Annotated in this window: 20 protein-coding genes; 17 read left to right on the forward strand and 3 right to left on the reverse strand. The window is 60.9% G+C overall.

Translation table 11 applies throughout. From position 1 onward, the window contains the following. Positions 1-29 precede the first annotated feature (29 nt). The 14 genes from BT199_RS08390 (at position 30) to BT199_RS08455 (ending at position 15,370) form a co-directional block, all read left to right on the forward strand. Positions 30-1,652 (forward strand): methyl-accepting chemotaxis protein, encoded by a 1,623-nt coding sequence (locus tag BT199_RS08390; protein ID WP_014717193.1) that lies wholly within the window; start codon positions 30-32, stop codon positions 1,650-1,652. Next, entirely contained in the window at positions 1,652-2,164 is a 513-nt protein-coding gene (locus tag BT199_RS08395; protein ID WP_014717194.1) for a chemotaxis protein CheW, read from the forward strand. The genes BT199_RS08390 and BT199_RS08395 overlap by 1 nt, the downstream gene beginning before the upstream one ends. Continuing rightward, positions 2,161-3,423 carry a CheR family methyltransferase gene (locus tag BT199_RS08400; protein WP_072434292.1) on the forward strand — a complete coding sequence of 421 codons (1,263 nt, stop codon included), beginning with the start codon at positions 2,161-2,163 and terminating at the stop codon, positions 3,421-3,423. The genes BT199_RS08395 and BT199_RS08400 overlap by 4 nt, the downstream gene beginning before the upstream one ends. Then, on the forward strand, positions 3,420-4,121 hold the full coding sequence (locus BT199_RS08405) for a chemotaxis protein CheW (RefSeq protein WP_072434293.1): 702 nt from the start codon (positions 3,420-3,422) through the stop codon (positions 4,119-4,121). Before BT199_RS08400 ends, BT199_RS08405 begins: the two co-directional genes overlap by 4 nt. After that, complete coding sequence (locus BT199_RS08410; protein WP_032903262.1) at positions 4,118-6,394, forward strand: hybrid sensor histidine kinase/response regulator; 2,277 nt, start codon at positions 4,118-4,120, stop codon at positions 6,392-6,394. The genes BT199_RS08405 and BT199_RS08410 overlap by 4 nt, the downstream gene beginning before the upstream one ends. Further along, positions 6,391-7,401: a chemotaxis response regulator protein-glutamate methylesterase gene (locus BT199_RS08415; RefSeq protein WP_003189079.1), complete on the forward strand. Its 1,011-nt coding sequence runs from the start codon at positions 6,391-6,393 to the stop codon at positions 7,399-7,401. Before BT199_RS08410 ends, BT199_RS08415 begins: the two co-directional genes overlap by 4 nt. 52 nt (positions 7,402-7,453) lie before the next feature. Continuing rightward, complete coding sequence (locus tag BT199_RS08420) at positions 7,454-8,455, forward strand: response regulator (RefSeq protein WP_014717198.1); 1,002 nt, start codon at positions 7,454-7,456, stop codon at positions 8,453-8,455. Positions 8,456-8,630: 175 nt separating this feature from the next. After that, a protein-coding gene (gene prfB / locus BT199_RS08425; protein WP_096001736.1) for a peptide chain release factor 2 occupies positions 8,631-9,726 on the forward strand; the annotation gives its coding sequence in 2 pieces (ribosomal slippage) (positions 8,631-8,702 and positions 8,704-9,726; 1,095 coding nt in all). A gap of 79 nt (positions 9,727-9,805) precedes the next feature. Further along, the gene (gene lysS / locus BT199_RS08430; protein WP_003189082.1) at positions 9,806-11,308 is read left to right on the forward strand and encodes a lysine--tRNA ligase; all 1,503 of its coding nucleotides are present in this window, start codon (positions 9,806-9,808) and stop codon (positions 11,306-11,308) included. A 143-nt stretch (positions 11,309-11,451) separates the two neighbouring features. Next, the gene (locus BT199_RS08435) at positions 11,452-12,168 is read left to right on the forward strand and encodes a TetR/AcrR family transcriptional regulator (RefSeq protein ID WP_014717200.1); all 717 of its coding nucleotides are present in this window, start codon (positions 11,452-11,454) and stop codon (positions 12,166-12,168) included. A gap of 95 nt (positions 12,169-12,263) precedes the next feature. Further along, complete coding sequence (locus tag BT199_RS08440) at positions 12,264-13,541, forward strand: flavohemoglobin expression-modulating QEGLA motif protein (protein ID WP_014717201.1); 1,278 nt, start codon at positions 12,264-12,266, stop codon at positions 13,539-13,541. Positions 13,542-13,633: 92 nt separating this feature from the next. Continuing rightward, positions 13,634-14,539 (forward strand): alpha/beta hydrolase, encoded by a 906-nt coding sequence (locus BT199_RS08445; protein WP_014717202.1) that lies wholly within the window; start codon positions 13,634-13,636, stop codon positions 14,537-14,539. Beyond that, entirely contained in the window at positions 14,536-14,862 is a 327-nt protein-coding gene (locus BT199_RS08450) for a PA3694 family proteiin (protein ID WP_003172217.1), read from the forward strand. The genes BT199_RS08445 and BT199_RS08450 overlap by 4 nt, the downstream gene beginning before the upstream one ends. Positions 14,863-15,013: 151 nt before the next feature. Beyond that, positions 15,014-15,370 carry a hypothetical protein gene (locus tag BT199_RS08455; protein WP_014717203.1) on the forward strand — a complete coding sequence of 119 codons (357 nt, stop codon included), beginning with the start codon at positions 15,014-15,016 and terminating at the stop codon, positions 15,368-15,370. Positions 15,371-15,861: 491 nt separating this feature from the next. Here the strand turns inward: BT199_RS08455 and BT199_RS08465 are convergent, their stop codons facing one another. The 3 genes from BT199_RS08465 to BT199_RS08475 all read right to left on the reverse strand — a co-directional run bounded on the left by BT199_RS08465 (position 15,862) and on the right by BT199_RS08475 (position 17,757). Further along, the gene (locus BT199_RS08465; RefSeq protein ID WP_003189093.1) at positions 15,862-16,647 is read right to left on the reverse strand and encodes a lipotoxin F family OmpA-related lipoprotein LptF; all 786 of its coding nucleotides are present in this window, start codon (positions 16,645-16,647) and stop codon (positions 15,862-15,864) included. A gap of 56 nt (positions 16,648-16,703) precedes the next feature. Then, positions 16,704-17,129 (reverse strand): DUF4398 domain-containing protein, encoded by a 426-nt coding sequence (locus BT199_RS08470; RefSeq protein ID WP_003189094.1) that lies wholly within the window; start codon positions 17,127-17,129, stop codon positions 16,704-16,706. A 283-nt stretch (positions 17,130-17,412) separates the two neighbouring features. Continuing rightward, positions 17,413-17,757 carry a pilin assembly protein gene (locus BT199_RS08475; protein ID WP_072434294.1) on the reverse strand — a complete coding sequence of 115 codons (345 nt, stop codon included), beginning with the start codon at positions 17,755-17,757 and terminating at the stop codon, positions 17,413-17,415. Positions 17,758-17,956: 199 nt separating this feature from the next. On the opposite strand from BT199_RS08475, the gene ppc reads away from it, so the two are divergent. The 3 genes from ppc (at position 17,957) to tsaB (ending at position 22,307) form a co-directional block, all read left to right on the forward strand. Continuing rightward, a complete protein-coding gene (gene ppc / locus BT199_RS08480) occupies positions 17,957-20,602 on the forward strand; it encodes a phosphoenolpyruvate carboxylase (RefSeq protein ID WP_060767075.1) in 2,646 nt (881 codons plus the stop codon). A gap of 280 nt (positions 20,603-20,882) precedes the next feature. After that, complete coding sequence (gene adk, locus BT199_RS08485) at positions 20,883-21,530, forward strand: adenylate kinase (RefSeq protein WP_003189104.1); 648 nt, start codon at positions 20,883-20,885, stop codon at positions 21,528-21,530. A 90-nt stretch (positions 21,531-21,620) separates the two neighbouring features. Continuing rightward, positions 21,621-22,307 (forward strand): tRNA (adenosine(37)-N6)-threonylcarbamoyltransferase complex dimerization subunit type 1 TsaB, encoded by a 687-nt coding sequence (tsaB, locus tag BT199_RS08490; protein WP_072434295.1) that lies wholly within the window; start codon positions 21,621-21,623, stop codon positions 22,305-22,307. The last annotated feature ends 2 nt before the right edge of the window (positions 22,308-22,309 follow it).

Below are 22,309 nucleotides of genomic sequence, written 5' to 3' on the forward strand. Positions count from 1 at the left end.
CCATTTGAATGGCCCTGCGAGGAATTACTGTGAAGAACTGGACCCTGCGCCAAAGGATTTTGGCGAGCTTTGCGGTAATTATCGCGATCATGCTGCTGATGGTCGTGGTCTCGTATTCGCGCTTGCTGAAAATCGAAATCAGCGAAAACTCAGTGCGGGACGATGCGGTGCCCGGGGTGTTTTTCAGCTCGATGATTCGCAGCGCCTGGGTCGACAGCTACCTGCAAACCCAGGAGTTGGTCGGAATCCACGAGAACCAGGGCATTTCCGAAACCGACAAACAGGATTACAAGTCTTTCGAAGCTCGGCTTGAGCAGCATATGGCCAGCTACGCGGGGACGATCAATATCACCCAGGATCGCACCGAATTCGATGCCTTCGAAAAACTGCACCAGAGCTACAACCAGATTCTCGCCCAGGTTTTGGCGGCCCATCAGAGCAATAACGCCGCCGAAGCACTGAGGTTGTTCAACGAGCAACTGACCCCCGCCTGGACAGCAGGCCGCATGAAGCTCAATGACATTATCAATGAGAACAAGCAGGTCGCCGACAACGCCACCGCCGCCATCGATGATGCGGTAGCGGCCGCGAAGATCAGCATGGGCGTCTCGCTGTTGCTGGCGATTCTCGCCGCCGCGCTGTGTGGCCTGTTGCTGATGCGCGCGATCATGGCGCCGATGCAGCGCATCGTTCAAATCCTCGAAGTCATGCGCACCGGTGACCTGAGCAAGCGCCTGAACCTGGAGCGCAAGGACGAATTCAACGCGGTTGAAACCGGCTTCAACGACATGATGACCGAGCTGACTGCCCTGGTGTCCCAGGCGCAGCGTTCATCGGTGCAGGTCACCACCTCGGTCACCGAGATTGCCGCGACCTCCAAGCAGCAACAGGCGACCGCGACAGAAACCGCAGCCACCACCACCGAAATCGGCGCCACTTCCCGCGAGATTGCCGCCACGTCCAAGGACTTGGTCCGCACCATGACCGAAGTGTCCACCGCCGCCGACCAGGCCTCGGTGGCTGCCGGCTCCGGCCAGCAGGGCCTGGCCCGCATGGAAGAAACCATGCACTCGGTGATGGGCGCCGCCGACCTGGTCAACGCCAAGCTGGCGATCCTCAATGAGAAGGCCGGCAATATCAACCAGGTGGTGGTGACCATCGTCAAGGTGGCCGACCAGACCAACCTGTTGTCCCTGAATGCTGCGATCGAGGCTGAGAAAGCCGGTGAGTACGGGCGCGGCTTTGCCGTGGTTGCCACCGAAGTGCGCCGCCTGGCCGACCAGACCGCTGTGGCGACCTACGACATTGAGCAGATGGTGCGTGAGATCCAGTCGGCGGTGTCGGCAGGGGTGATGGGCATGGACAAATTCTCCGAGGAGGTGCGCCGTGGCATGTCGGAGGTGCAGCAAGTGGGCGAGCAACTGTCGCAGATCATCCATCAGGTACAGGCCCTGGCGCCGCGGGTGCTGATGGTCAACGAAGGCATGCAGGCCCAGGCCACCGGTGCCGAGCAGATCAACCACGCGCTGGTGCAATTGGGCGATGCCAGCAGCCAGACCGTCGAATCCCTGCGCCAGGCCAGCTTTGCCATTGATGAACTGAGCCAGGTTGCGGTCGGTCTGCGCAGCGGCGTCTCGCGTTTCAAAGTCTGATGAGCGAACTCGCGGCTAAACGCGGTGCCGTCCCGGCAGCGAAAAAGGCATTGTTTCTGGTGTTTCGCATCGGCAACGAACGCTTTGCCCTCAAGGCCACGGAAGTGGCCGAGGTGCTGCCGCGCCTGGCGCTTAAACCTATCGCCCAAGCGCCCTTATGGGTGGCGGGTATCTTCGCCCATCGTGGGGCGCTGGTGCCGGTCATCGACTTGAGCGCCCTGACGTTCGGCACTTCGGCCCAGGCGCGTACCAGTACGCGCCTGGTGTTGGTCAATTATCAGCCGCAGCCTTGGAGTGAGGCGCGTTGGCTAGGGCTGATCCTGGAACAGGCCACCGACACCCTGCGTTGCGACCCCGCCGAATTTCAGCCCTATGGCCTGGACAATCAGCAGGCGCCATACCTGGGGCCGGTGCGCGAGGACGCACAGGGCTTGATGCAGTGGATTGGCGTCGCCGATCTGTTGACCGCGCCAGTGCGTGCCTTGCTGTTTTCCGCCGAGTTGAGCCTATGAGCAATGACCCGCGGTTTTTCGCGTTCTTGAAAGAACGCATCGGCCTGGACGTCGCTTCGGTGGGCGAGGCGATCATCGAGCGCGCGGTGCGCCAGCGCTGCCAGTCGTCCCAGTCGCCGTCGGCGGAGGCTTACTGGCAACACCTGCAAACCTCCCATGACGAGCAGCAGGCGCTGATCGAAGCGGTGATCGTCCCCGAAACCTGGTTTTTCCGCTATCCCGAATCCTTTGCAACCCTGGCTCGCCTGGCCCAGGCACGCTTGGCCGAGATCAACCAGATGCGCGCCCTGCGTATTCTCAGTCTGCCGTGTTCGACCGGCGAAGAGCCCTATTCGATTGCCATGGCCTTGCTCGATGCGGGGTTGGCGCCCCACCAGTTCAAAGTGCAAGGCATGGACGTCAGCCCGCTGTCGGTGGAGCGCGCGCGGCGGGGCGTGTATGGCAAGAACTCGTTTCGCGGCGCCGATCTTGAATTTCGCGACCGCCACTTCACTGAAGACGCAGGCGTTTACCGCATCGCCGACCGGGTGCGTGAACAAGTGCGCCTGCAAGTCGGCAACTTGCTGGACCCGGCACTGCTGGCGAACGAGCCGACCTACGATTTTGTGTTCTGCCGCAACTTGCTGATCTACTTCGACCAGCCGACCCAGAAACAGGTCTTTGATGTGCTCAAGGCATTGACTCACGTGGACGGCGTGCTGTTTATCGGCCCGGCCGAGGGCAGCCTGCTGGGGCGCCACGGCATGCGCTCCATCGGCGTGCCGCAGTCCTTTGCCTTCAGTCGGCATGTAGAACCGGCCGCGCCGGCTGCACCTGTGGTCAAACCGACGCCCGCGCCGCTACCGCAGCGCAGGGCGGCGCCGATACCGCCCAAGCCGCGACCGTTCAGCTCGGTCACCCCCCACGTGCCACCGGTCAAAGCTACGCATACCGATGCAGGGGATCTGCTCAGCCAGATCGCAACCCTGGCCAACGAGGGCAAAAGTGCCGAGGCCCGAGCGGCCTGCGAGCGGTATTTGAGCAGTCACCCGCCGGCCGCCCAGGTGTTTTACTGGTTGGGGCTGCTCAGCGATGTGGCTGGCAGTGCCCTGGAGGCCCAGGGGTATTACCGAAAAGCTCTGTATCTGGAACCGCAGCATCCCCAGGCCCTGATGCACCTGGCCGCGTTGCTCGAGTCCCAGGGTGACAGTGTCGGCGCGCGTCGTCTTCAGGCACGCGCCGCCCGTAGCGAGCGAGCTGACAGTGAGACCAAACGATGAGTAGCCCTGACGCGCTCGACACCGCAGGCCTGGACCTGACGCTGACCGATACCCAAGCCATTGACGACTGTTGGAACCGCATCGGTATTCATGGCGACAAGTCCTGCCCGCTGTTGGCCGAGCATATCCACTGCCGCAATTGCTTGGTGTATTCCGCCGCCGCCACACGCCTGCTCGACCGCTACGCACTGCAACAAGACGACCATCACGCGCAGGCAGCTGCCGAAGCGGATAGCGATGTGGTCACCCGTTCGCTGTTGATGTTCCGCCTCGGCGAAGAATGGCTCGGTATCGCCACCCGCTGCCTGGTGGAAGTGGCGCCGTTGCACCCGATCCACTCGCTGCCGCACCAGCGCTCCCGAGCGCTGCTGGGCGTGGCCAACGTACGCGGGGCGCTGGTGGCGTGCCTGTCGCTGGTGGAACTGCTGGGCCTGGACAGCACCAGTGCCGGCGCCAGCGGCGGGCGGATCATGCCGCGCATGCTGATCATCGCTGCCCAGGACGGCCCGGTCGTCGTACCGGTAGATGAAGTAGACGGCATCCACGCCATCGATGAGCGCACCTTGAAGGCTGCGTCGGTGTCCGGCACCCAGGCCAGCGCACGCTACACCCAAGGCGTGTTGCAGTGGAAAGGCCGCAGTCTGCGCTGGCTGGACGAAGCGCAATTGTTGTCCGCCGTGACCCGGAGCCTCGCATGACCCCCGACCAGATGCGCGATGCCTCGCTGTTGGAACTGTTCAGCCTGGAAGCCGATGCGCAGACCCAGGTGTTGAGCGCGGGCCTGCTGGCGCTGGAACGCAACCCGACCCAGGCCGACCAGCTCGAAGCCTGCATGCGCGCCGCGCATTCACTTAAAGGGGCGGCGCGGATTGTCGGCGTGGATGCCGGGGTCAGCGTGGCCCACGTCATGGAAGACTGCCTGGTCAGTGCCCAGGAAGGCCGCCTGTACCTGCAACCTGAACATATCGACGCGTTGCTGCAAGGCACCGACCTGCTGATGCGAATCGCCACGCCGGGCAATGACGTGGGGCCGGCGGATATCGAGGCGTACGTAGCGCTGATGGAGCGCTTGCTCGATCCCTCGCAGCCGATTGCCACGCCCGTGCCAAATCCCGAGCCCATCCCCGCGCCGCGGGTTGACGCATTGCTGCTGGAGCCCGAGCTGGAGCCCGCGCCGGTCAGCAGTGAAGCGCCGCGCCAGAGCAAACGCATGACAGAAGGCGGCGAGCGTGTGCTGCGGGTGACGGCTGAGCGCTTGAACAGCCTGTTGGACTTGTCCAGCAAATCCCTGGTGGAAACCCAGCGGCTCAAGCCGTACCTGGCCAGCCTGCAACGCCTCAAGCGCATTCAGAGCAACAGCTTGCGTGCACTGGATGCCCTGGATGGCCAGCTAAAATCCCTGGATCTGAACCTGGAAGCTCAGGAAGCCCTGGCCGATACCCGTCGCCTGCTGAGTGAAGCTCAGGCCCTGCTGGCGGAAAAAAACGCCGAGCTGGATGAGTTCGGCTGGCAGGCCGGCCAGCGCGCCCAGGTGCTCTACGACACCGCATTGGCCTGCCGCATGCGGCCGTTTGCCGATGTGCTGGCCGGGCAGGTGCGTATGGTGCGTGACCTCGGTCGCAGCCTGGGCAAGCAAGTGCGCCTGGAGATTGAAGGCGAAAAGACCCAGGTCGACCGTGACGTGCTGGAAAAACTCGAAGCGCCGCTCACCCATTTATTGCGCAATGCCGTCGACCACGGCATCGAAACCCCTGAGCAGCGCGTGCTGGCGGGCAAGCCGGCGGAGGGCTTGATTCGCCTGCGCGCGTCCCATCAGGCCGGGTTGCTGGTGCTGGAATTGAGCGATGACGGCAACGGTGTCGACCTCGAGCGCCTGCGCGGCACTATTGTCGACCGGAATTTGTCTCCGGTGGAAACGGCTCTGCGCCTGAGCGAAGAGGAGCTACTGACCTTCCTGTTCCTGCCGGGGTTCAGCCTGCGGGACAAAGTCACCGAAGTGTCCGGGCGCGGTGTGGGCCTGGACGCGGTGCAGCATATGGTTCGCCAGTTGCGCGGCGCAGTGGTGCTGGAACAGACGGCGGGGCAGGGCAGTCGCTTCCATCTTGAGGTGCCGCTGACCCTGTCGGTGGTGCGCAGCCTGGTGGTGGAAGTCGGCGAAGAAGCCTATGCGTTTCCCCTGGCGCATATCGAACGCATGTGCGACCTGGCCCCCGACGACATCGTGCAGTTGGAAGGCCGCCAGCACTTCTGGCATGAAGGCCGACACGTCGGCCTGGTTGCCGCCAGCCAGTTGCTGCAGCGCCCGCCGGGGCAGACCCCTTCAGATACCTTGAAAGTGGTGGTGATCCGCGAACGCGATGCCGTGTACGGGATTGCCGTGGAGCGCTTTATCGGCGAGCGCACGCTGGTGGTGTTGCCGCTGGATGATCGCCTGGGCAAGGTCCAGGACATTTCTGCCGGGGCCTTGCTCGATGACGGCTCGGTGGTGTTGATCGTCGATGTCGAAGACATGCTGCGTTCAGTGGACAAGCTGCTCAATACCGGCCGCCTGGAGCGCATCGCCCGGCGCAACCAGCAGGCCACCGAAGCGCCGCGCAAGCGCGTGCTGGTGGTGGACGACTCACTGACGGTGCGCGAGCTGCAACGCAAATTGTTACTCAACCGGGGTTATGAAGTTGCCGTGGCGGTCGATGGCATGGATGGCTGGAACGCATTGCGCTCCGAGGACTTCGACCTGCTTATCACGGATATTGATATGCCTCGCATGGACGGTATTGAATTGGTCACACTTTTGCGCCGTGACAGTCGCCTGCAATCATTGCCGGTGATGGTGGTTTCCTACAAGGATCGTGAAGAAGACCGCCGCCGTGGCCTCGACGCCGGGGCCGACTATTATCTAGCCAAAGCCAGTTTCCATGACGACGCCTTGCTCGACGCCGTGGTTGAACTGATTGGAGGCGCCCGGGCATGAGGATTGCGATCGTCAATGACATGCCCCTGGCCGTAGAGGCCTTGCGCCGTGCCTTGAGTTACGAGCCCGCCCACGAGGTGGTGTGGGTGGCCAGCAATGGCCTGGAAGCGGTGCAGCGTTGCGCCGAGCTGACCCCGGACCTGATCCTGATGGACTTGATCATGCCGGTGATGGATGGCGTGGAAGCTACCCGCCAGATCATGGCCGACACGCCATGCCCGATCGTGATCGTCACCGTTGACCGCCAGGCCAACGTCAGCCGTGTATTCGAAGCCATGGGCCACGGCGCCCTGGATGTGGTGGACACCCCGGCACTGGGCGTGGGCAACCCCAAGGATGCGGCGGCGCCCCTGTTGCGCAAGATCCTCAATATTGGCTGGCTGATCGGCCAGCGCGGCACGCGGGTGCGTGCCGAAACCCCGCCGCAGCGGGTCACCGGCAAGCGTCAACGGCTGGTGGCGATTGGTTCTTCGGCCGGTGGGCCGGCGGCCCTGGAAGTTCTGCTCAAGGGGTTGCCCCGGGATTTCCCTGCCGCCATCGTGCTAGTGCAGCATGTGGACCAGGTGTTTGCCGCTGGCATGGCCGAGTGGCTGAGCAGCGCTTCCGGCCTGCCGGTGCGCCTGGCCTGTGAAGGCGAGCCGCCTCAACCCGGCGTGGTATTGCTGGCCGGCACCAACCACCATATTCGCTTGTTGAAAAATGGCACGCTAGCCTATACCGCAGAGCCGGTGAACGAGATTTACCGGCCGTCGATCGACGTGTTTTTCGAAAGCGTCGCCAGCCACTGGAACGGTGACGCCGTCGGCGTCTTGCTCACGGGCATGGGGCGCGACGGCGCCCAGGGCCTCAAGCTGATGCGGGAACAAGGATATTTGACCATCGCCCAGGACCAACAGAGTTCGGCGGTGTATGGCATGCCCAAAGCGGCGGCGGCGATTGATGCTGCTGTTGAAATTCGCCCACTGGATAGAATTGCGCCCCGATTGCTGGAGGTCTTTGCAAAATGAACAAAAATCTCCCGCCGTGCTGGCTTGCAGGTAGTAATTCAGGTGACTGCACATGAATGATTTACAGCTCGACGACTTCAAGACCGACGAAAACGCCGCCATGGTGTTGCTGGTCGACGACCAGGCCATGATCGGTGAAGCCGTGCGGCGTGGCCTGGCCCATGAAGAAAACATCGACTTCCACTTTTGTGCCGACCCGCACCAGGCGATTGCCCAGGCGATCCGCATCAAGCCCACAGTGATCTTGCAGGACCTAGTGATGCCGGGCCTGGACGGCCTCACTCTGGTGCGCGAATACCGCAATCACCCGGCCACCGCGAATATTCCGATCATCGTGCTGTCCACCAAAGAAGACCCGCTGATCAAGAGCGCGGCCTTTGCGGCCGGGGCCAACGATTACCTGGTCAAGCTACCGGACAACATCGAGTTGGTGGCGCGCATCCGCTACCACTCGCGCTCCTACATGACCCTGTTGCAGCGCGACGCGGCCTACCGCGCGTTGCGCGTCAGCCAGCAACAGTTGCTGGACACCAACCTGGTGCTGCAACGCCTGATGAACTCCGATGGCCTGACCGGGCTGTCCAACCGCCGCCACTTCGACGAATACCTGGAGTTGGAATGGCGCCGCGCCATGCGCGACCAGACCCAACTGTCGCTGCTGATGATCGACGTGGATTTCTTCAAGACCTTCAACGACAGCTTCGGCCACGTCGAGGGCGACGAAGCCTTGCGCAAAGTCGCCAACACCATCCGTGAAGCCAGCAGCCGCCCTTCGGATTTGCCGGCGCGCTACGGCGGCGAGGAGTTCGCGCTGGTCCTGCCCAACACCTCACCGGGCGGCGCACGCCTGGTCGCGGAAAAGCTGCGCATGGCGGTAGCGGCGTTGAAAATCCCGCACATCGCCCCGGCTGAAGGTGCCAGCCTGACCATCAGTATTGGGCTGTCGACGTTGACGCCGGTCCAGGGTACCGATTGTCGGCAGTTGATCATGGCGGCGGACAAGGGGTTATACACGGCCAAGAATAATGGGCGTAATCAGGTGGGCATCGAATAATCCCAAGCGCCGGGCGCCTCTGTGGGAGCAGGTAAGCCAGCTCCCACATTTGATCGCTATCTGGCTATGGATCCTGTACAAACCACCGCCTTTTCGGCCAAGCGGACTGCCGTTCGCAGCCGTTTGCCGTTATACTCGCCGGCTTTCAAAAGTTCGCCAACGAGTGCTGCCCGCCATGGAAATCAACCCGATCCTTAACACCATCAAGGACCTGTCCGAGCGCTCCGAAACTATTCGGGGGTATCTTTGACTACGATCAAAAGCATGAGCGTCTGACCGAGGTCAATCGCGAGCTTGAAGATCCGAGTGTCTGGAACAAACCTGAGTACGCCCAGGAACTGGGGCGCGAGCGCGCTGCGCTGGCACAGATCGTCGATACCCTCGACGAACTGAACACCGGCCTGGGTGATTGCCGCGACCTGCTGGACATGGCCGTCGAAGAAAACGACGAAGGCGCAGTGGGCGATGTCGTCGCCGAGCTGGCCCGTCTCGAGGAAAACCTCGCCAAGCTTGAATTCCGCCGCATGTTCAGCCATGAAATGGACCCGAACAACGCCTATCTGGATATCCAGGCCGGTTCCGGTGGCACCGAGGCCCAGGACTGGGCCAACATCCTGCTGCGCATGTACCTGCGCTGGGCCGACAAACGCGGTTTCGACGCGACCATCATGGAACTGTCCGCCGGTGAAGTGGCCGGTATCAAGGGCGCGACCGTGCACATCAAGGGCGAATATGCCTTTGGCTGGCTGCGCACCGAGATCGGCGTGCACCGCCTGGTGCGCAAGAGCCCGTTTGACTCCGGCAATCGTCGCCACACCTCATTCTCTGCGGTGTTCGTCTCGCCAGAGATCGACGACAAAGTGGAAATCGAGATCAACCCGGCCGACCTGCGGATCGACACCTACCGTTCCTCCGGCGCCGGTGGCCAGCACGTAAACACCACCGACTCGGCCGTACGTATTACCCACGTACCGACCAACACCGTGGTCAGCTGCCAGAACGAACGTTCCCAGCACGCCAACAAGGACACCGCCATGAAAATGCTGCGGGCCAAGTTGTACGAGCAGGAAATGCAGAAGCGCAACGCGGCTTCCCAGGCGCTGGAAGACACCAAGTCGGATATCGGCTGGGGCCACCAGATCCGTTCGTACGTGCTCGATGCCTCGCGGATCAAGGATCTGCGCACTAACATCGAACGCAGCGACTGCGACAAGGTACTCGACGGCGATATCGACGAATACCTGGAAGCCAGCCTGAAATCCGGCCTCTAATACCCTCTGTGGGAGCGGGCTTGCCCGCGATCCCCCGCCGAAGGCTGGGGGCAACGAACCTGATGGAATATTTAAAGACATGAGCGACCAACAACTCGACCCGCAAGCCCTGCAACAGGAAGAAAACTCCCTGATCGCCCTGCGCAAGGAAAAGCTTGCTGCCGAGCGCGCCAAGGGTAACGCCTTCCCCAACGACTTCCGTCGCGACAACTACTGCGATGCCTTGCAGAAGCAATACGCGGACAAGACCAAGGAAGAACTGGCAGAGGCTGCGATCCCGGTCAAGGTGGCAGGTCGCATCATGCTCAACCGTGGCTCGTTCATGGTGATCCAGGACATGACCGGTCGCATCCAGGTCTACGTCAACCGCAAGACCCTGTCCGAAGAAACCCTGGCCTCGGTGAAAACCTGGGACATGGGCGACATCATCGCAGCCGAAGGCACCCTGGCCCGTTCCGGCAAGGGCGACCTGTACGTCGAGATGACCAATGTGCGCCTGCTGACCAAGTCCCTGCGCCCGCTGCCAGACAAACACCACGGCCTGACCGACACCGAACAGCGCTATCGCCAGCGCTACGTTGACCTGATCGTCAACGAAGACGTGCGCCAGACCTTCCGCGTACGCTCGCAAGTCATTGCTCACATCCGCAGCTTCCTGATGCAGCGTGACTTCCTGGAAGTGGAAACGCCGATGCTGCAGACCATCCCGGGTGGTGCCGCAGCCAAACCGTTCGAAACCCACCACAACGCGCTGGACATGGAAATGTTCCTGCGTATCGCGCCGGAGCTGTACCTCAAGCGCTTGGTGGTGGGCGGCTTTGAAAAGGTGTTCGAGATCAACCGCAACTTCCGTAACGAAGGCGTCTCGACCCGTCACAACCCTGAATTCACCATGTTGGAGTTCTACCAGGCCTACGCCGACTACGAAGACAACATGGACCTGACCGAAGAACTGTTCCGCGAGCTGGCACAGCTGGTGCTGGGCAGCACTGACGTGCCGTACGGCGACAAGGTGTTCCACTTCGGCGAGCCATTCGTGCGCCTGTCGGTGTTCGACTCGATCCTCAAGTACAACCCCGAGCTGACCGCTGACGACCTCAACGACATCGACAAGGCCCGTGCCATTGCCAAGAAAGCCGGCGCCAAGGTGCTGGGCTTCGAAGGCCTGGGCAAGCTGCAGGTGATGATTTTCGAAGAACTGGTGGAGCACAAGCTGGAGCAGCCGCACTTCATTACCCAGTACCCGTTCGAAGTGTCGCCGCTGGCCCGTCGCAACGACGACAACCCCAACGTCACCGACCGTTTCGAGCTGTTCATCGGTGGCCGCGAAATCGCCAACGCCTATTCCGAGCTTAACGACGCGGAAGACCAGGCCGAGCGCTTCATGGCCCAGGTGGCCGACAAGGACGCCGGTGATGACGAAGCCATGCACTACGATGCCGACTTCGTTCGGGCCCTGGAATACGGCATGCCGCCCACCGCCGGTGAAGGTATCGGCATTGACCGTCTGGTGATGTTGTTGACCAACTCGCCGTCGATCCGCGACGTGATCCTGTTCCCGCACATGCGGCCGCAAGCGTAACCGTAGCGAAATCCGAAGCCGCCTTTTATAAGGCGGCTTTTTTATGTGGCCTGTTCAAGTGGTGCTCGTCAGTGATCATTCCCACGCTCCGCGTGGGAATGCACCCTGTGACGCTCCGCGTCACCTCTAAAGGAAGAAGTGTGGTGAACCGCGTAATAGCTCAAGAAGGTGCCGCCGGCATTGCTGCTGCCGTGGCTGAAAGCGTTCAGTACCAGGGCCGCAAGGCCAGCCGACGGGGCAGCGAGCAACGCCGGCAAGACATCCTCGATGCGGCCATGCGTATCGTCGTGCGCGATGGCGTGCGGGCCGTACGTCACCGGGCAGTGGCGGCAGAGGCGGGGGTGCCGCTGTCGGCCACCACCTATTACTTCAAAGACATCGACGACCTGCTCACCGATACCTTCGCCCAGTACGTGGAACGCAGCGCCGCTTTCATGGGCAAACTGTGGGTGCGCAACGAAGGCCTGTTGCGCGAGATGGTCGCCTATGGCGATGGCAGTCCGGAGTCGCGCTCGCAACTGGCCGATGATATCGCGCGCCTGACCGCTGACTATGTGCTGCGCCAGCTGACCAACCGGCGCGAATACCTGATGGCTGAGCAGGCTTTTCGCCAGGAAGCCCTATTGAACCCGCGGCTGGCCGAACTGGTACGCTCCCATCAACAGATCCTGTTGCAGGGTACCGGGCAGTTTTTCCAGGTATTGGGCTCCCGTGAGCCGCAGCAGGATGCCAAGGTGTTGACGGCTATCATCAGTCGGATGGAATATCAGGGCCTGTTGGGCGGCGCAGAGCCTCTGACCGGTGACGAGATGCTTGAAATTCTCAAGCGTTACATGCACCTGGTATTGGCCTCGGTCTAGCCCTGTGCGCAATCTGCTTTGGGGGAGCTGGGCTTGCTGCTGAAGCCGTGCGCTACCTGCGCGTGGGCCAATAACGTTTAAAGAGGAAGCACCGGGTGGACGATTACCAGCAGACGATACGCACCTTGTCCGATCGCATTGTGCTGGCGCAAACACCGATCCGCGTTCTCGATGCGGTGAAATGGGACGAAAACATTCGCCAGGGATTTCTCAAGGCCAAGGGCAAGGCGATGCCTGCCGTAGACCGTGATTACTACCTGAACCGACCGCTGTCGTTCGACTCCAGCGCGGTGAAGCTGGAATTCCAGAACATCGAGCGCGACATCACCCGTCGCCTTGGACAATTCAGCCCGGTGGGGCAGATCATGCGGCGCATGTGCCGCGAATACCGCATGGTGGTGCGCATGCTTGAAGCGCGCGGCACCGAGGACTTCGGTCTGATTTCCCAAGAGCTGTACGGCGCCGCCTCCGATGCGTTCCACGCTGGCGACCCGACCCTGGCCGACCTTGGTCTGATGCTCTCCGATTACCTGAACAACATTGATGGCCGGGGTGACCTCAAGGACGAAGCCAAGACCCTCACCGCCAAAGATGCGGTCAGCCTGCTGCAAACCCGTCTGAACAAAGTGTTTGGCGAAGCGGAGGAGACCATCCGCGTATTCGAGTCCGATGGCATTGTCGCCGACGCAGCGGCGGGCGCTGACTACATCAAGATCCGCGCCGACGCGATGTTCAACGACCGCGACGTGCGCGCTTTGGAGGTGCATGAAGGCCTGGTGCATGTGGGCACCACCCTCAACGGCCAGAACCAGCCGATCTGCACGTTCCTGTCCAAGGGCCCGCCGTCGTCCACCGTTACCCAGGAAGGCCTGGCGATCCTGATGGAAATCATCACGTTTGCCTCCTACCCCAGCCGCCTGCGCAAACTCACCAACCGGACACGCGCCATCCATATGGTGGAGGAGGGTGCCGACTTCCTGCAGGTGTTCGAGTTCTTCCGCGAGCAAGGCTTTGAAATGGCCGAAAGCTATGGGAATGCCAGCCGGGTATTCCGTGGTTCGGTGCCCACCGGTCTGCCGTTTACCAAGGATTTGTCCTACCTCAAGGGCTTTATCATGGTTTACAACTACATCCAGCTCGCTGTACGTAAAGGCAAGCTGGAGCAGGTGCCGCTGCTGTTCTGCGGCAAGACCACCCTTGAAGACATGCGTACCCTGCGCCAGTTGGTCGACGAAGGCCTGGTGGTGCCGCCCAAGTACCTGCCGGAGCAGTTTCGCGACATGAACGCGCTGGCGGCCTGGATGTGCTTCTCCAATTTCCTCAACCACTTGAGCCTGGACCGGATCGAGGCGGATTATTCCAATATCCTTTAACTGACGAAACCGGATCAAAATGTGGGAGCAGGCAAGCCAGCTCCCACATTTGATCTGCACGGGTCTTCAGAACTTTCGCGAGGCTTCAACGGATGAGAATCCTCGGCATTTTATGCCTGCTACTCACACTGAACGGCTGCAGCTCCTTGCTGTTCTACCCCGAGCCCGGCCTGCCCTTCACGCCGGAAAAAGCCCATCTTCCCTACCGCGACGTCACGCTCACCACCGCAGATGGCGTGAAACTGCATGCCTGGTGGCTGCCGGCTAAACCCGGTGTACCGCTCAAGGGCACCGTTCTGCATTTGCACGGCAATGGCGGTAACCTCGCCTGGCACCTGGGGGGCAGTTGGTGGTTGCCGGAACAGGGCTATCAAGTGCTGTTGCTGGACTATCGTGGCTATGGGCTTTCGGAAGGCAAGCCATCGTTGCCGGCGATCTACCAGGATATCGACGCCGCTTTCAGCTGGATCGACAAGGCGCCTGAAACCCAGGGTCAACCGCTGATTATCCTCGGCCAAAGCCTGGGTGGTGCACTGGCAGTGCATTACCTGGCAGCCCACCCGGAGCGCCAATCCCAACTCAAGGCGCTGGTATTGGACGGCGTACCCGCCAGTTATCGTGACGTAGGACAATTCGCCTTGAGCACTTCCTGGTTAACCTGGCCGTTGCAGGTGCCGCTGTCATGGCTGGTGCCTGACGGCGATAGTGCGATCAAGGCCATGCCAGGGCTGACCGGCGTGCCCAAGTTGCTGTTCCACAGCCTGGATGACCCTATCGTGCCGGTGTCCAATGGCATCCGCTTGTATCAGGCCGCCCCCCCGCCCAGGGTGTTGCAACTGACCCGTGGCGGCCATGTGCAGACCTTTGCCGACAAAACCTGGCAAACCGTCATGCTGCGTTATCTGGACGACCCGCAGCACTTCAACGGCTTGCGCCGCCTGGGAGAAATCCCGAATTACCCTGTTCCTAAAGTTGATTCATCAGAGAGCCCGCAATGAGCGAAGAACGCAATATGATCCCGCTGATTCTCACCGGCATCGGCACCATCATCGGCACCGTAGGCTGCCTGTGGTACTACGGCTACCTGCACTTCGCCAAGCCCGAAGATGCGTTGCTGCTCAGCGATTTCACCATGCTCAAGACAGTGCCGGGCGAGGATTACAAGATCTCCCTGACCCCGGCTGCGCAAGTGGCGCAGTGCGTTGACGGCGTGTTGGTGATGTTTGATACCGAACAGAAAGGCTTGAGCGGCGTGCTGGTCAATAACAAGAAGCAGGCCGTGCGATGCATGGGGCAGGAAACCCCGCAGTTGCAACAGTGAGCCCAAAAACCATCCGGTGTGCAGCTTAGTTGCTCAAGGGCTTTCGAGCCTTTACAGATTGGAACCATCTTCATTCGTACGCCACAGATGAGGTACTGATTGGCCTGGCTGATCAGCGCACTTTATTTCATCAATCTGGAGTACGAGTTTTATGAATGGTATTGGCGCAGCACCTTCAATTGGCGTCGGCAATTCGGGAGGTTCTCAGGGGGCTTCGCAAGGTCTTGATCAGCAAATCCAGCAACTTCAAGAGCAAATCCGCGCTAAGCGCGGTGAAGGTTCGCAAGGTTCTGGTTCCGGTGGTTCCCAGGGGGGTGGAGGCGCTCAAGGTTCCGGAGCAAGCCAAGGCGCTGGTGGGGGAGAAAGCATTGAAGAGCTGCTTGAAATGCTGAAGCAACTGCTGGAAAAAAAAGCGGCTCAAAGTGGCCAAGCCGGTGAAGGTGGCTCAGCTGGCCAAGGCCAGATTCAGGCCGGCGGTGGCGAGAATCAAGGCTCAGTCACCTACTGATAGGCAACCCTTAAAAACCTGTCAGTTATCGACAGGTTTTTCATGTCAGCGGCATTGCACTTATCGGCGTACCGGGGGCGTGTAACGAAATTGTTTGGAACCTAATTGCGTCAGGTACCACAAAGGGCGATGTAACTTACGCACAGTGGGGGCGGGAAGGCAGTGATAAGAATTGATGCGATATGCAATATGCTGGCTATGGCCAGGGCGCATCAGGCGTTGGAGCGGGCGGATGCGCAAGAACAGGCGCGTAATCAGTTGGCAGGTTGCTCATCTGATACCTCCCGTCATAACAAAAAGATAACGCCGCCGGATGAAGATACTGATCGCATGATCAAGTTTCCCTAGTCAAAAAAACCACCGTTTCTGGTGGTTTTTTTGTGGCAATCGCATCACCTTCGGATACCTCAATGACTAAAGCTTGAATACGCTTTCATGAATGGCAACGAAAAAGCCCCGCCTGAAGGCGGGGCTTTTTACCAGACCAATGATCAGTTAGCGACGGAAGACCGTGGCTTGACCGGCTGGTTGTCGTTGGAGATTGTCACCTCAACGCGACGGTTCATGGCGCGGCCGGAAACGCTGCCGTTATCGGCAACCGGATATTCCTTGCCATAGCCCTGGGTCACGATGCGCGAGATATCCACGCCTTGTTGAGCCAGTGCACGTTGAACGGAAGCGGCACGACGCTCCGACAGGCTCTGGTTGTACGAGTCAGAACCGGTGCTGTCGGTGTAGCCTTCGACGATCACTTTACGGTCTGGGTTGTCGCGCAGGAACTGAGCCAGCTTGGTGATGTTCACCAGGCCGCTGGATTTCAGGTCGGACTTGTTGGTGGCGAACAGCACGTCACCGAAAGTCACCAGGGTGCCACGATCGGTTTGCTTGGCGTTCAAGCTGTTTTGCAGTTGCTTGATCTGCGCATCACGCGCGTCCAGCAGGGCACGGGCGCGTTCGTCACCGGCGTTTTTCAGCTTGGCTTCGGATTCGCGCAGGACGATGGTGTCCTTGGCCACTTCAACGCGCTGGTTGGTCAGGTATGCGAGTTGGTCGACTTTCTTCTCGTCTTCTTTGTCGCGGTAGGCCTTGTCAGCCTTGTCCAGCCAGTCGCTGGCGTCTTTGGTTTCCAGCGCAGCCAGCTTGGTGGCTTGTGGGTTGGTTTGCAGGGACGAGAAATTGGTCCGCGCATTTTCCAGGTTCGCGTTCGGCGGGGTGGAGCAGGCCGCCAAGGCAACGCTCATCGCCAGCAGGGCAGGGATCATCAATTGTTTACGCATAGTCGTGTCGTCCTTTCAATTCGATATCAGGTGCGATGCAGTCAAGTGGCAGCGGCTTACTTCTGCATGATTGCAGCTGGGCGCATGCCTTCTTTACGCAGTTCGTCAACAGCCTTCTGGGAATCCTTCACAGCCTGTTGAGCCTTGGCAGCCTGGGCTTTACGCTCAGCGACGCGAGCATCCCACTCGGCTTGTTCAGCCAGTTGGCGAGCTTTGTCGTAGTTCTTGTCGTGCATGGCAATCTCAGCTTCTTTGAGCTTGTCCTGGGCCGACTTCATTTCCACCGCCGCATACTCGGTACCGCCGGCGCTGACTGCGCTGTTGACGGCCGATTGGGTTACGGCGTACTGCTCGGTTGGAGGGTTGCCGGCGCAGCCCGCCAGAACGAAGCTGGTGCCGATTGCCAGCGCGGCCAATTTGAGCCCGCGCAGGTGGTTAAACGAGGATTTGGCAGTGCTGGTGTTCATCGTCTTCAACTCCATTGGATAACTCCTGAAAAACATCAAAATCCATCGGGGCGTATCGATTTCGGGCCCGTCGGTAAAGCACATGGCGTCCGTTCAAACGACCGTTCCACAAGTGATGGCTACTGGCTGTGACCGGAGGCTTTTTTCAAAAGTTCAGCGGATATGGCGATTTGCCTAAAAAAATATCTGACTGACTGGTCAATGTTTAAAAAATGGAACTTTCGCGGCGGGCAGCGGTACCTCCGGGCCTGTAAAAGACCCGGAATACGTGGGTTTAATTGACGTCAATAAATGTTTATCAGTGTTTTTGTTCGTCAGCAACGGCTGATAAATCATGCAAATGGCGACGGGATAACGTGAGAAAACGTGGGGTGGGGCCGACGTCTTCATACAGCGGATCACCCTCTTCGTCGGTGGCAATCACCTGCTGGCCCTGGATGTAGGGAAAGCTGGCTTCCAGCTCTTCCAGTGCGGCGCCGATCAGCTCGCCGAGCAGTTCTTCGACGTGGCGCTTGGGGTACATCTCGGCAACGGCCGCCAGCCGGGCAGCGGCTTCTACATCCAGATGAATGGCGTATTCAGTCTTGGTCAAACGACCCTTGGCGGTTTCTTCCCAATGCTGGGCCAGTTCTCGAATTTTCATGGCTACCTCAATAAAGCCTGCGATGGCAGGCGGTGATGAGTGACCAGCCGCCTGCGTGAAAATAACGCGGCGACTCATCGTTGAGACTAGCTGTAAGCGCCAAGGTTTAAAGTCGTTCGCGTTCGGCCTTGTCAGAAACCGACGTCGGCGGCACTCTGAAGCACCTGCGCGTCCCGGATTTCTGGCTGGAGATTGGCTGATGAGTGATATCGATGCACGCTTGCGTGAGGATGTTCACCTGCTGGGTGAGCTGTTGGGCAACACCATTCGAGAGCAGTACGGCGAGGCTTTCCTCGATAAGATCGAGCAGATCCGCAAAGGCGCCAAGGCCGACCGCCGTGGAGCCGTTTCGCAGAATGCCGCTGGTGATGAACTGAGCGCCAGCCTCAATCAGTTGCAGGAGGAGGAGTTGCTGCCCGTGGCGCGGGCCTTCAACCAGTTCCTCAACCTGGCCAACATTGCCGAGCAATATCAGTTGATTCATCGGCGCGATGAATCGCAATCTGCGCCGTTCGAATCCCGCGTCTTGCCAGAATTGCTGGCCCGTCTGCAAAGCGAAGGGCACAGCAATGAATCCTTGGCCCGGCAGCTGGCGCGGCTGGACATCGAGCTGGTGCTCACCGCCCACCCCACCGAAGTGGCCCGCCGCACGCTGATTCAGAAATACGATGCCATTGCCGCGCAACTGGCCTTGCAGGATCACCGCGATCTCACCACCGCCGAGCGCGAGCAGATTCGCGAGCGCTTGCAACGCTTGATCGCCGAAGCCTGGCACACCGAAGAAATCCGGCGCGTGCGCCCCACGCCGGTAGATGAAGCCAAATGGGGCTTTGCGGTGATCGAGCATTCGCTGTGGCACGCCATTCCCAATTACCTGCGCAAGGCCGACCAGGCCCTGCACGCCGCCACCGGCTTGCGCCTGCCCCTGGAGGCTGCGCCGATTCGCTTTGCTTCGTGGATGGGCGGCGACCGTGACGGCAACCCGAACGTCACCGCGCCGGTCACCCGCGAAGTGCTGCTGCTGGCGCGTTGGATGGCGGCGGATTTGTATCTGCGTGACATTGATCAACTGGCTTCCGAGCTGTCGATGCAACAGGCCAGCCCGGCGTTGCAAGCGAAAGTCGGCGACAGCGTCGAACCTTATCGTGCCTTGCTCAAGCAACTGCGCGAACGCCTGCGCGCCACGCGCCAGTGGGCCCACACCTCGTTGACCAGCACCACCCCGGCGCCGGCCGAGGTGTTGCAGGACAACCGCGACCTGCTCGACCCGCTGCAGCTGTGCTACCAGTCCCTGCATGAATGCGGCATGGGTGTGATCGCCGATGGCCCGCTGCTCGACTGCCTGCGCCGTGCCGTGACGTTCGGCCTGTTCCTGGTGCGCCTGGATGTGCGTCAGGACTCCAGCCGTCACTCGGCGGCCATGACCGAAATCACCGATTACCTGGGCCTGGGGCGTTATGAGGACTGGGATGAGGATGCGCGTATCAGCTTCCTGACCCAGGAACTGACCAATCGGCGGCCCTTGCTGCCGGGTTACTTCAAACCCTCGGCGGACACTGCCGAGGTATTGAATACCTGCAAGGAAATCGCCGCCGCACCGGCGGCGTCATTAGGTTCGTATGTCATCTCTATGGCGGGCGCCGCGTCGGATGTATTGGCGGTGCAACTGCTGTTGAAAGAGTCGGGCGTACAACGGCCGATGCGCGTAGTGCCGTTGTTCGAGACCCTGGCCGACCTGGACAACGCCGGACCGGTGATGGAGCGCCTGCTGCAATTGCCGGGTTACCGCGCACGCTTGCAGGGCCCGCAGGAAGTGATGATTGGCTACTCGGACTCGGCCAAGGACGCCGGCACCACGGCCGCCGCCTGGGCGCAGTACCGGGCGCAGGAACGTCTGGTGGATATCTGCCGCGAGCAACAGGTGGAGCTATTGTTGTTCCATGGTCGCGGCGGCACCGTTGGTCGTGGCGGTGGCCCGGCACACGCGGCTATCCTGTCGCAGCCGCCGGGCTCGGTGGCGGGGCGTTTCCGTACCACTGAGCAGGGCGAGATGATTCGCTTCAAATTCGGTCTGCCGGATATCGCTGAGCAGAACCTCAATCTCTACCTGGCGGCGGTACTGGAAGCGACCCTGTTACCGCCGCCCCCTCCCGAGCCTGCCTGGCGTCATCTGATGGACGAACTGGCGGCAGACGGTGTCAGCGCTTACCGGGCCGTGGTGCGGGAAAATCCGCAGTTCGTCGAGTACTTCCGCCAGTCCACGCCGGAGCAGGAGTTGGGCCGTTTGCCCTTGGGCAGTCGCCCGGCCAAGCGCCGTGCGGGCGGGATAGAAAGCTTGCGCGCCATCCCATGGATCTTTGGCTGGACCCAGACGCGTCTGATGCTACCCGCCTGGCTCGGCTGGGAAGCGGCACTGAGCAAGGCGCTGGAGCGCGGTGAAGGTCAATTGCTGGGGCAGATGCGCGAGCAGTGGCCATTCTTTCGCACGCGCATCGACATGCTGGAAATGGTGCTGGCCAAGGCCGATGCCGATATCGCCCGTCTTTATGATGAGCGTCTGGTGCAGCCGGACCTGCTGGCATTGGGTGCGCACTTACGCGACCTATTGTCGCAGGCGTGTGACGTGGTGCTTGGCCTGACCGGCCAGTCGCAGCTGCTGGCCCATAGCCCCGACACCCTGGAGTTCATCCGCCTGCGCAACACCTACCTGGACCCCTTGCACCTGTTGCAGGCCGAGTTGTTGGCACGTTCCCGTCAGCAGGAGGCTGCGCAAGACAGCCCTCTGGAACAGGCGCTGCTGGTGTCCGTGGCCGGTATTGCGGCCGGTTTGCGCAACACCGGTTGAGGTTTTTTGCGTGTACTCAATGGCTTGCGGATAAACCACGACGACCGCCCGGAAACGGGCGGTCGTCTTTTGAGCAGGCGGGTTGCGCTCAGGCACACCCTGGCGCTGACGCATGTGCGGCGCGGGTTTCTCCTACTTTTGGCGGCTTGTATGGTGAGGGCCCGCTGTGTATCTTGATCAGCCTTTGGCCGTTTGATCGGCCTAGAACCACATTTTTACGAGATTGGCCCCACGCGGCGAATCCGAGCGTCATCTCTATAAAAAATTGAGGAGCACATCGATGCGCGTCATTCTGCTGGGAGCTCCCGGGGCCGGTAAAGGTACTCAGGCAAAGTTCATCACTGAAAAATTCGGCATTCCACAAATCTCCACCGGCGACATGCTGCGTGCGGCCGTCAAGGCTGGCACCGAGCTGGGCCTGATCGCCAAGAGCGTGATGGACAGCGGCGGCCTGGTCTCCGATGACCTGATCATCAACCTGGTCAAGGAACGCATCAGCCAGGAAGACTGCAAGAACGGTTTCCTGTTCGACGGCTTCCCACGCACCATTCCCCAGGCTGAAGCCTTGGTGAAGGCGGGCGTGGAGTTGGACGCCGTGGTCGAGATCGCAGTTGAAGACGAAGAGATCGTCCAGCGTATCGCTGGCCGTCGCGTTCACGAAGGCTCGGGCCGCGTGTACCACATCGTCTACAACCCGCCGAAAGTCGAAGGCAAGGACGATGTCACTGGCGAAGACCTGGTGCAGCGTAAAGACGACACCGAAGAAACTGTGCGTCATCGCCTGTCGGTCTACCATTCCCAGACCAAGCCCCTGGTGGACTTCTACCAGAAGCTGTCCGCAGCCCAGGGCAAGCCGAAATACAGCCACATCCCAGGTGTGGGTTCGGTAGAGGCCATCACCGCCAAGGTGCTGCAAGCACTGAGCTGATCCTGTGATCGGCGGCACAGACAACGGCCCGCTTGCGGGCCGTTGTTGTTTATACTGGCGCACTTTTTTCCGACTTGGACACCCACACCGATGAGCACCCTGCTGGCCCTGGACACCGCGACTGAAGCTTGCTCCGTTGCCTTGCTGCACGATGGCAAGGTTACGAGCCACTACGAGGTGATCCCGCGCCTGCACGCGCAGAAATTGTTGCCGATGATCAAGCAACTGCTTGAAGACGCCGGTACCACCCTGGCGGCCGTAGACGCCATCGCGTTCGGCCGTGGCCCCGGGGCATTCACTGGCGTGCGCATTGCCATTGGCGTGGTGCAGGGCCTGGCCTTTGCGCTGGAGCGCCCGGTGCTGCCGATGTCCAACCTGGCGGTACTGGCCCAGCGCGCGTTGCGTGAGCACGGGGCGTCGCACGTGGCAGCGGCAATTGATGCGCGCATGGATGAAGTTTACTGGGGTTGCTACCGTGAGACCGCAGGCGAAATGCGCCTGGTCGGCACGGAAGCGGTGCTGGCCCCCGAAGCGGCGCAACTGCCCGCTGACGCCAGCGGCGATTGGTTCGGTGCCGGCACGGGCTGGGGTTATGGCGAACGCATCAAGGTGACCTGTGCCGAACAGGACGCGGCGATGTTACCCCACGCCGAAGACCTGCTGGCGTTGGCACGTTTCGCATTCGAGCGCGGCGAGGCGATTGCGGCGGACCAGGCAGCACCGGTGTACCTGCGCGATAAAGTCGCGCAGACCAAGGCCGAACGCGGGATTATTTGACG

This window comes from Pseudomonas sp. NFR02 (genome assembly GCF_900119375.1).
Taxonomy (GTDB): domain Bacteria; phylum Pseudomonadota; class Gammaproteobacteria; order Pseudomonadales; family Pseudomonadaceae; genus Aquipseudomonas; species Aquipseudomonas paracarnis.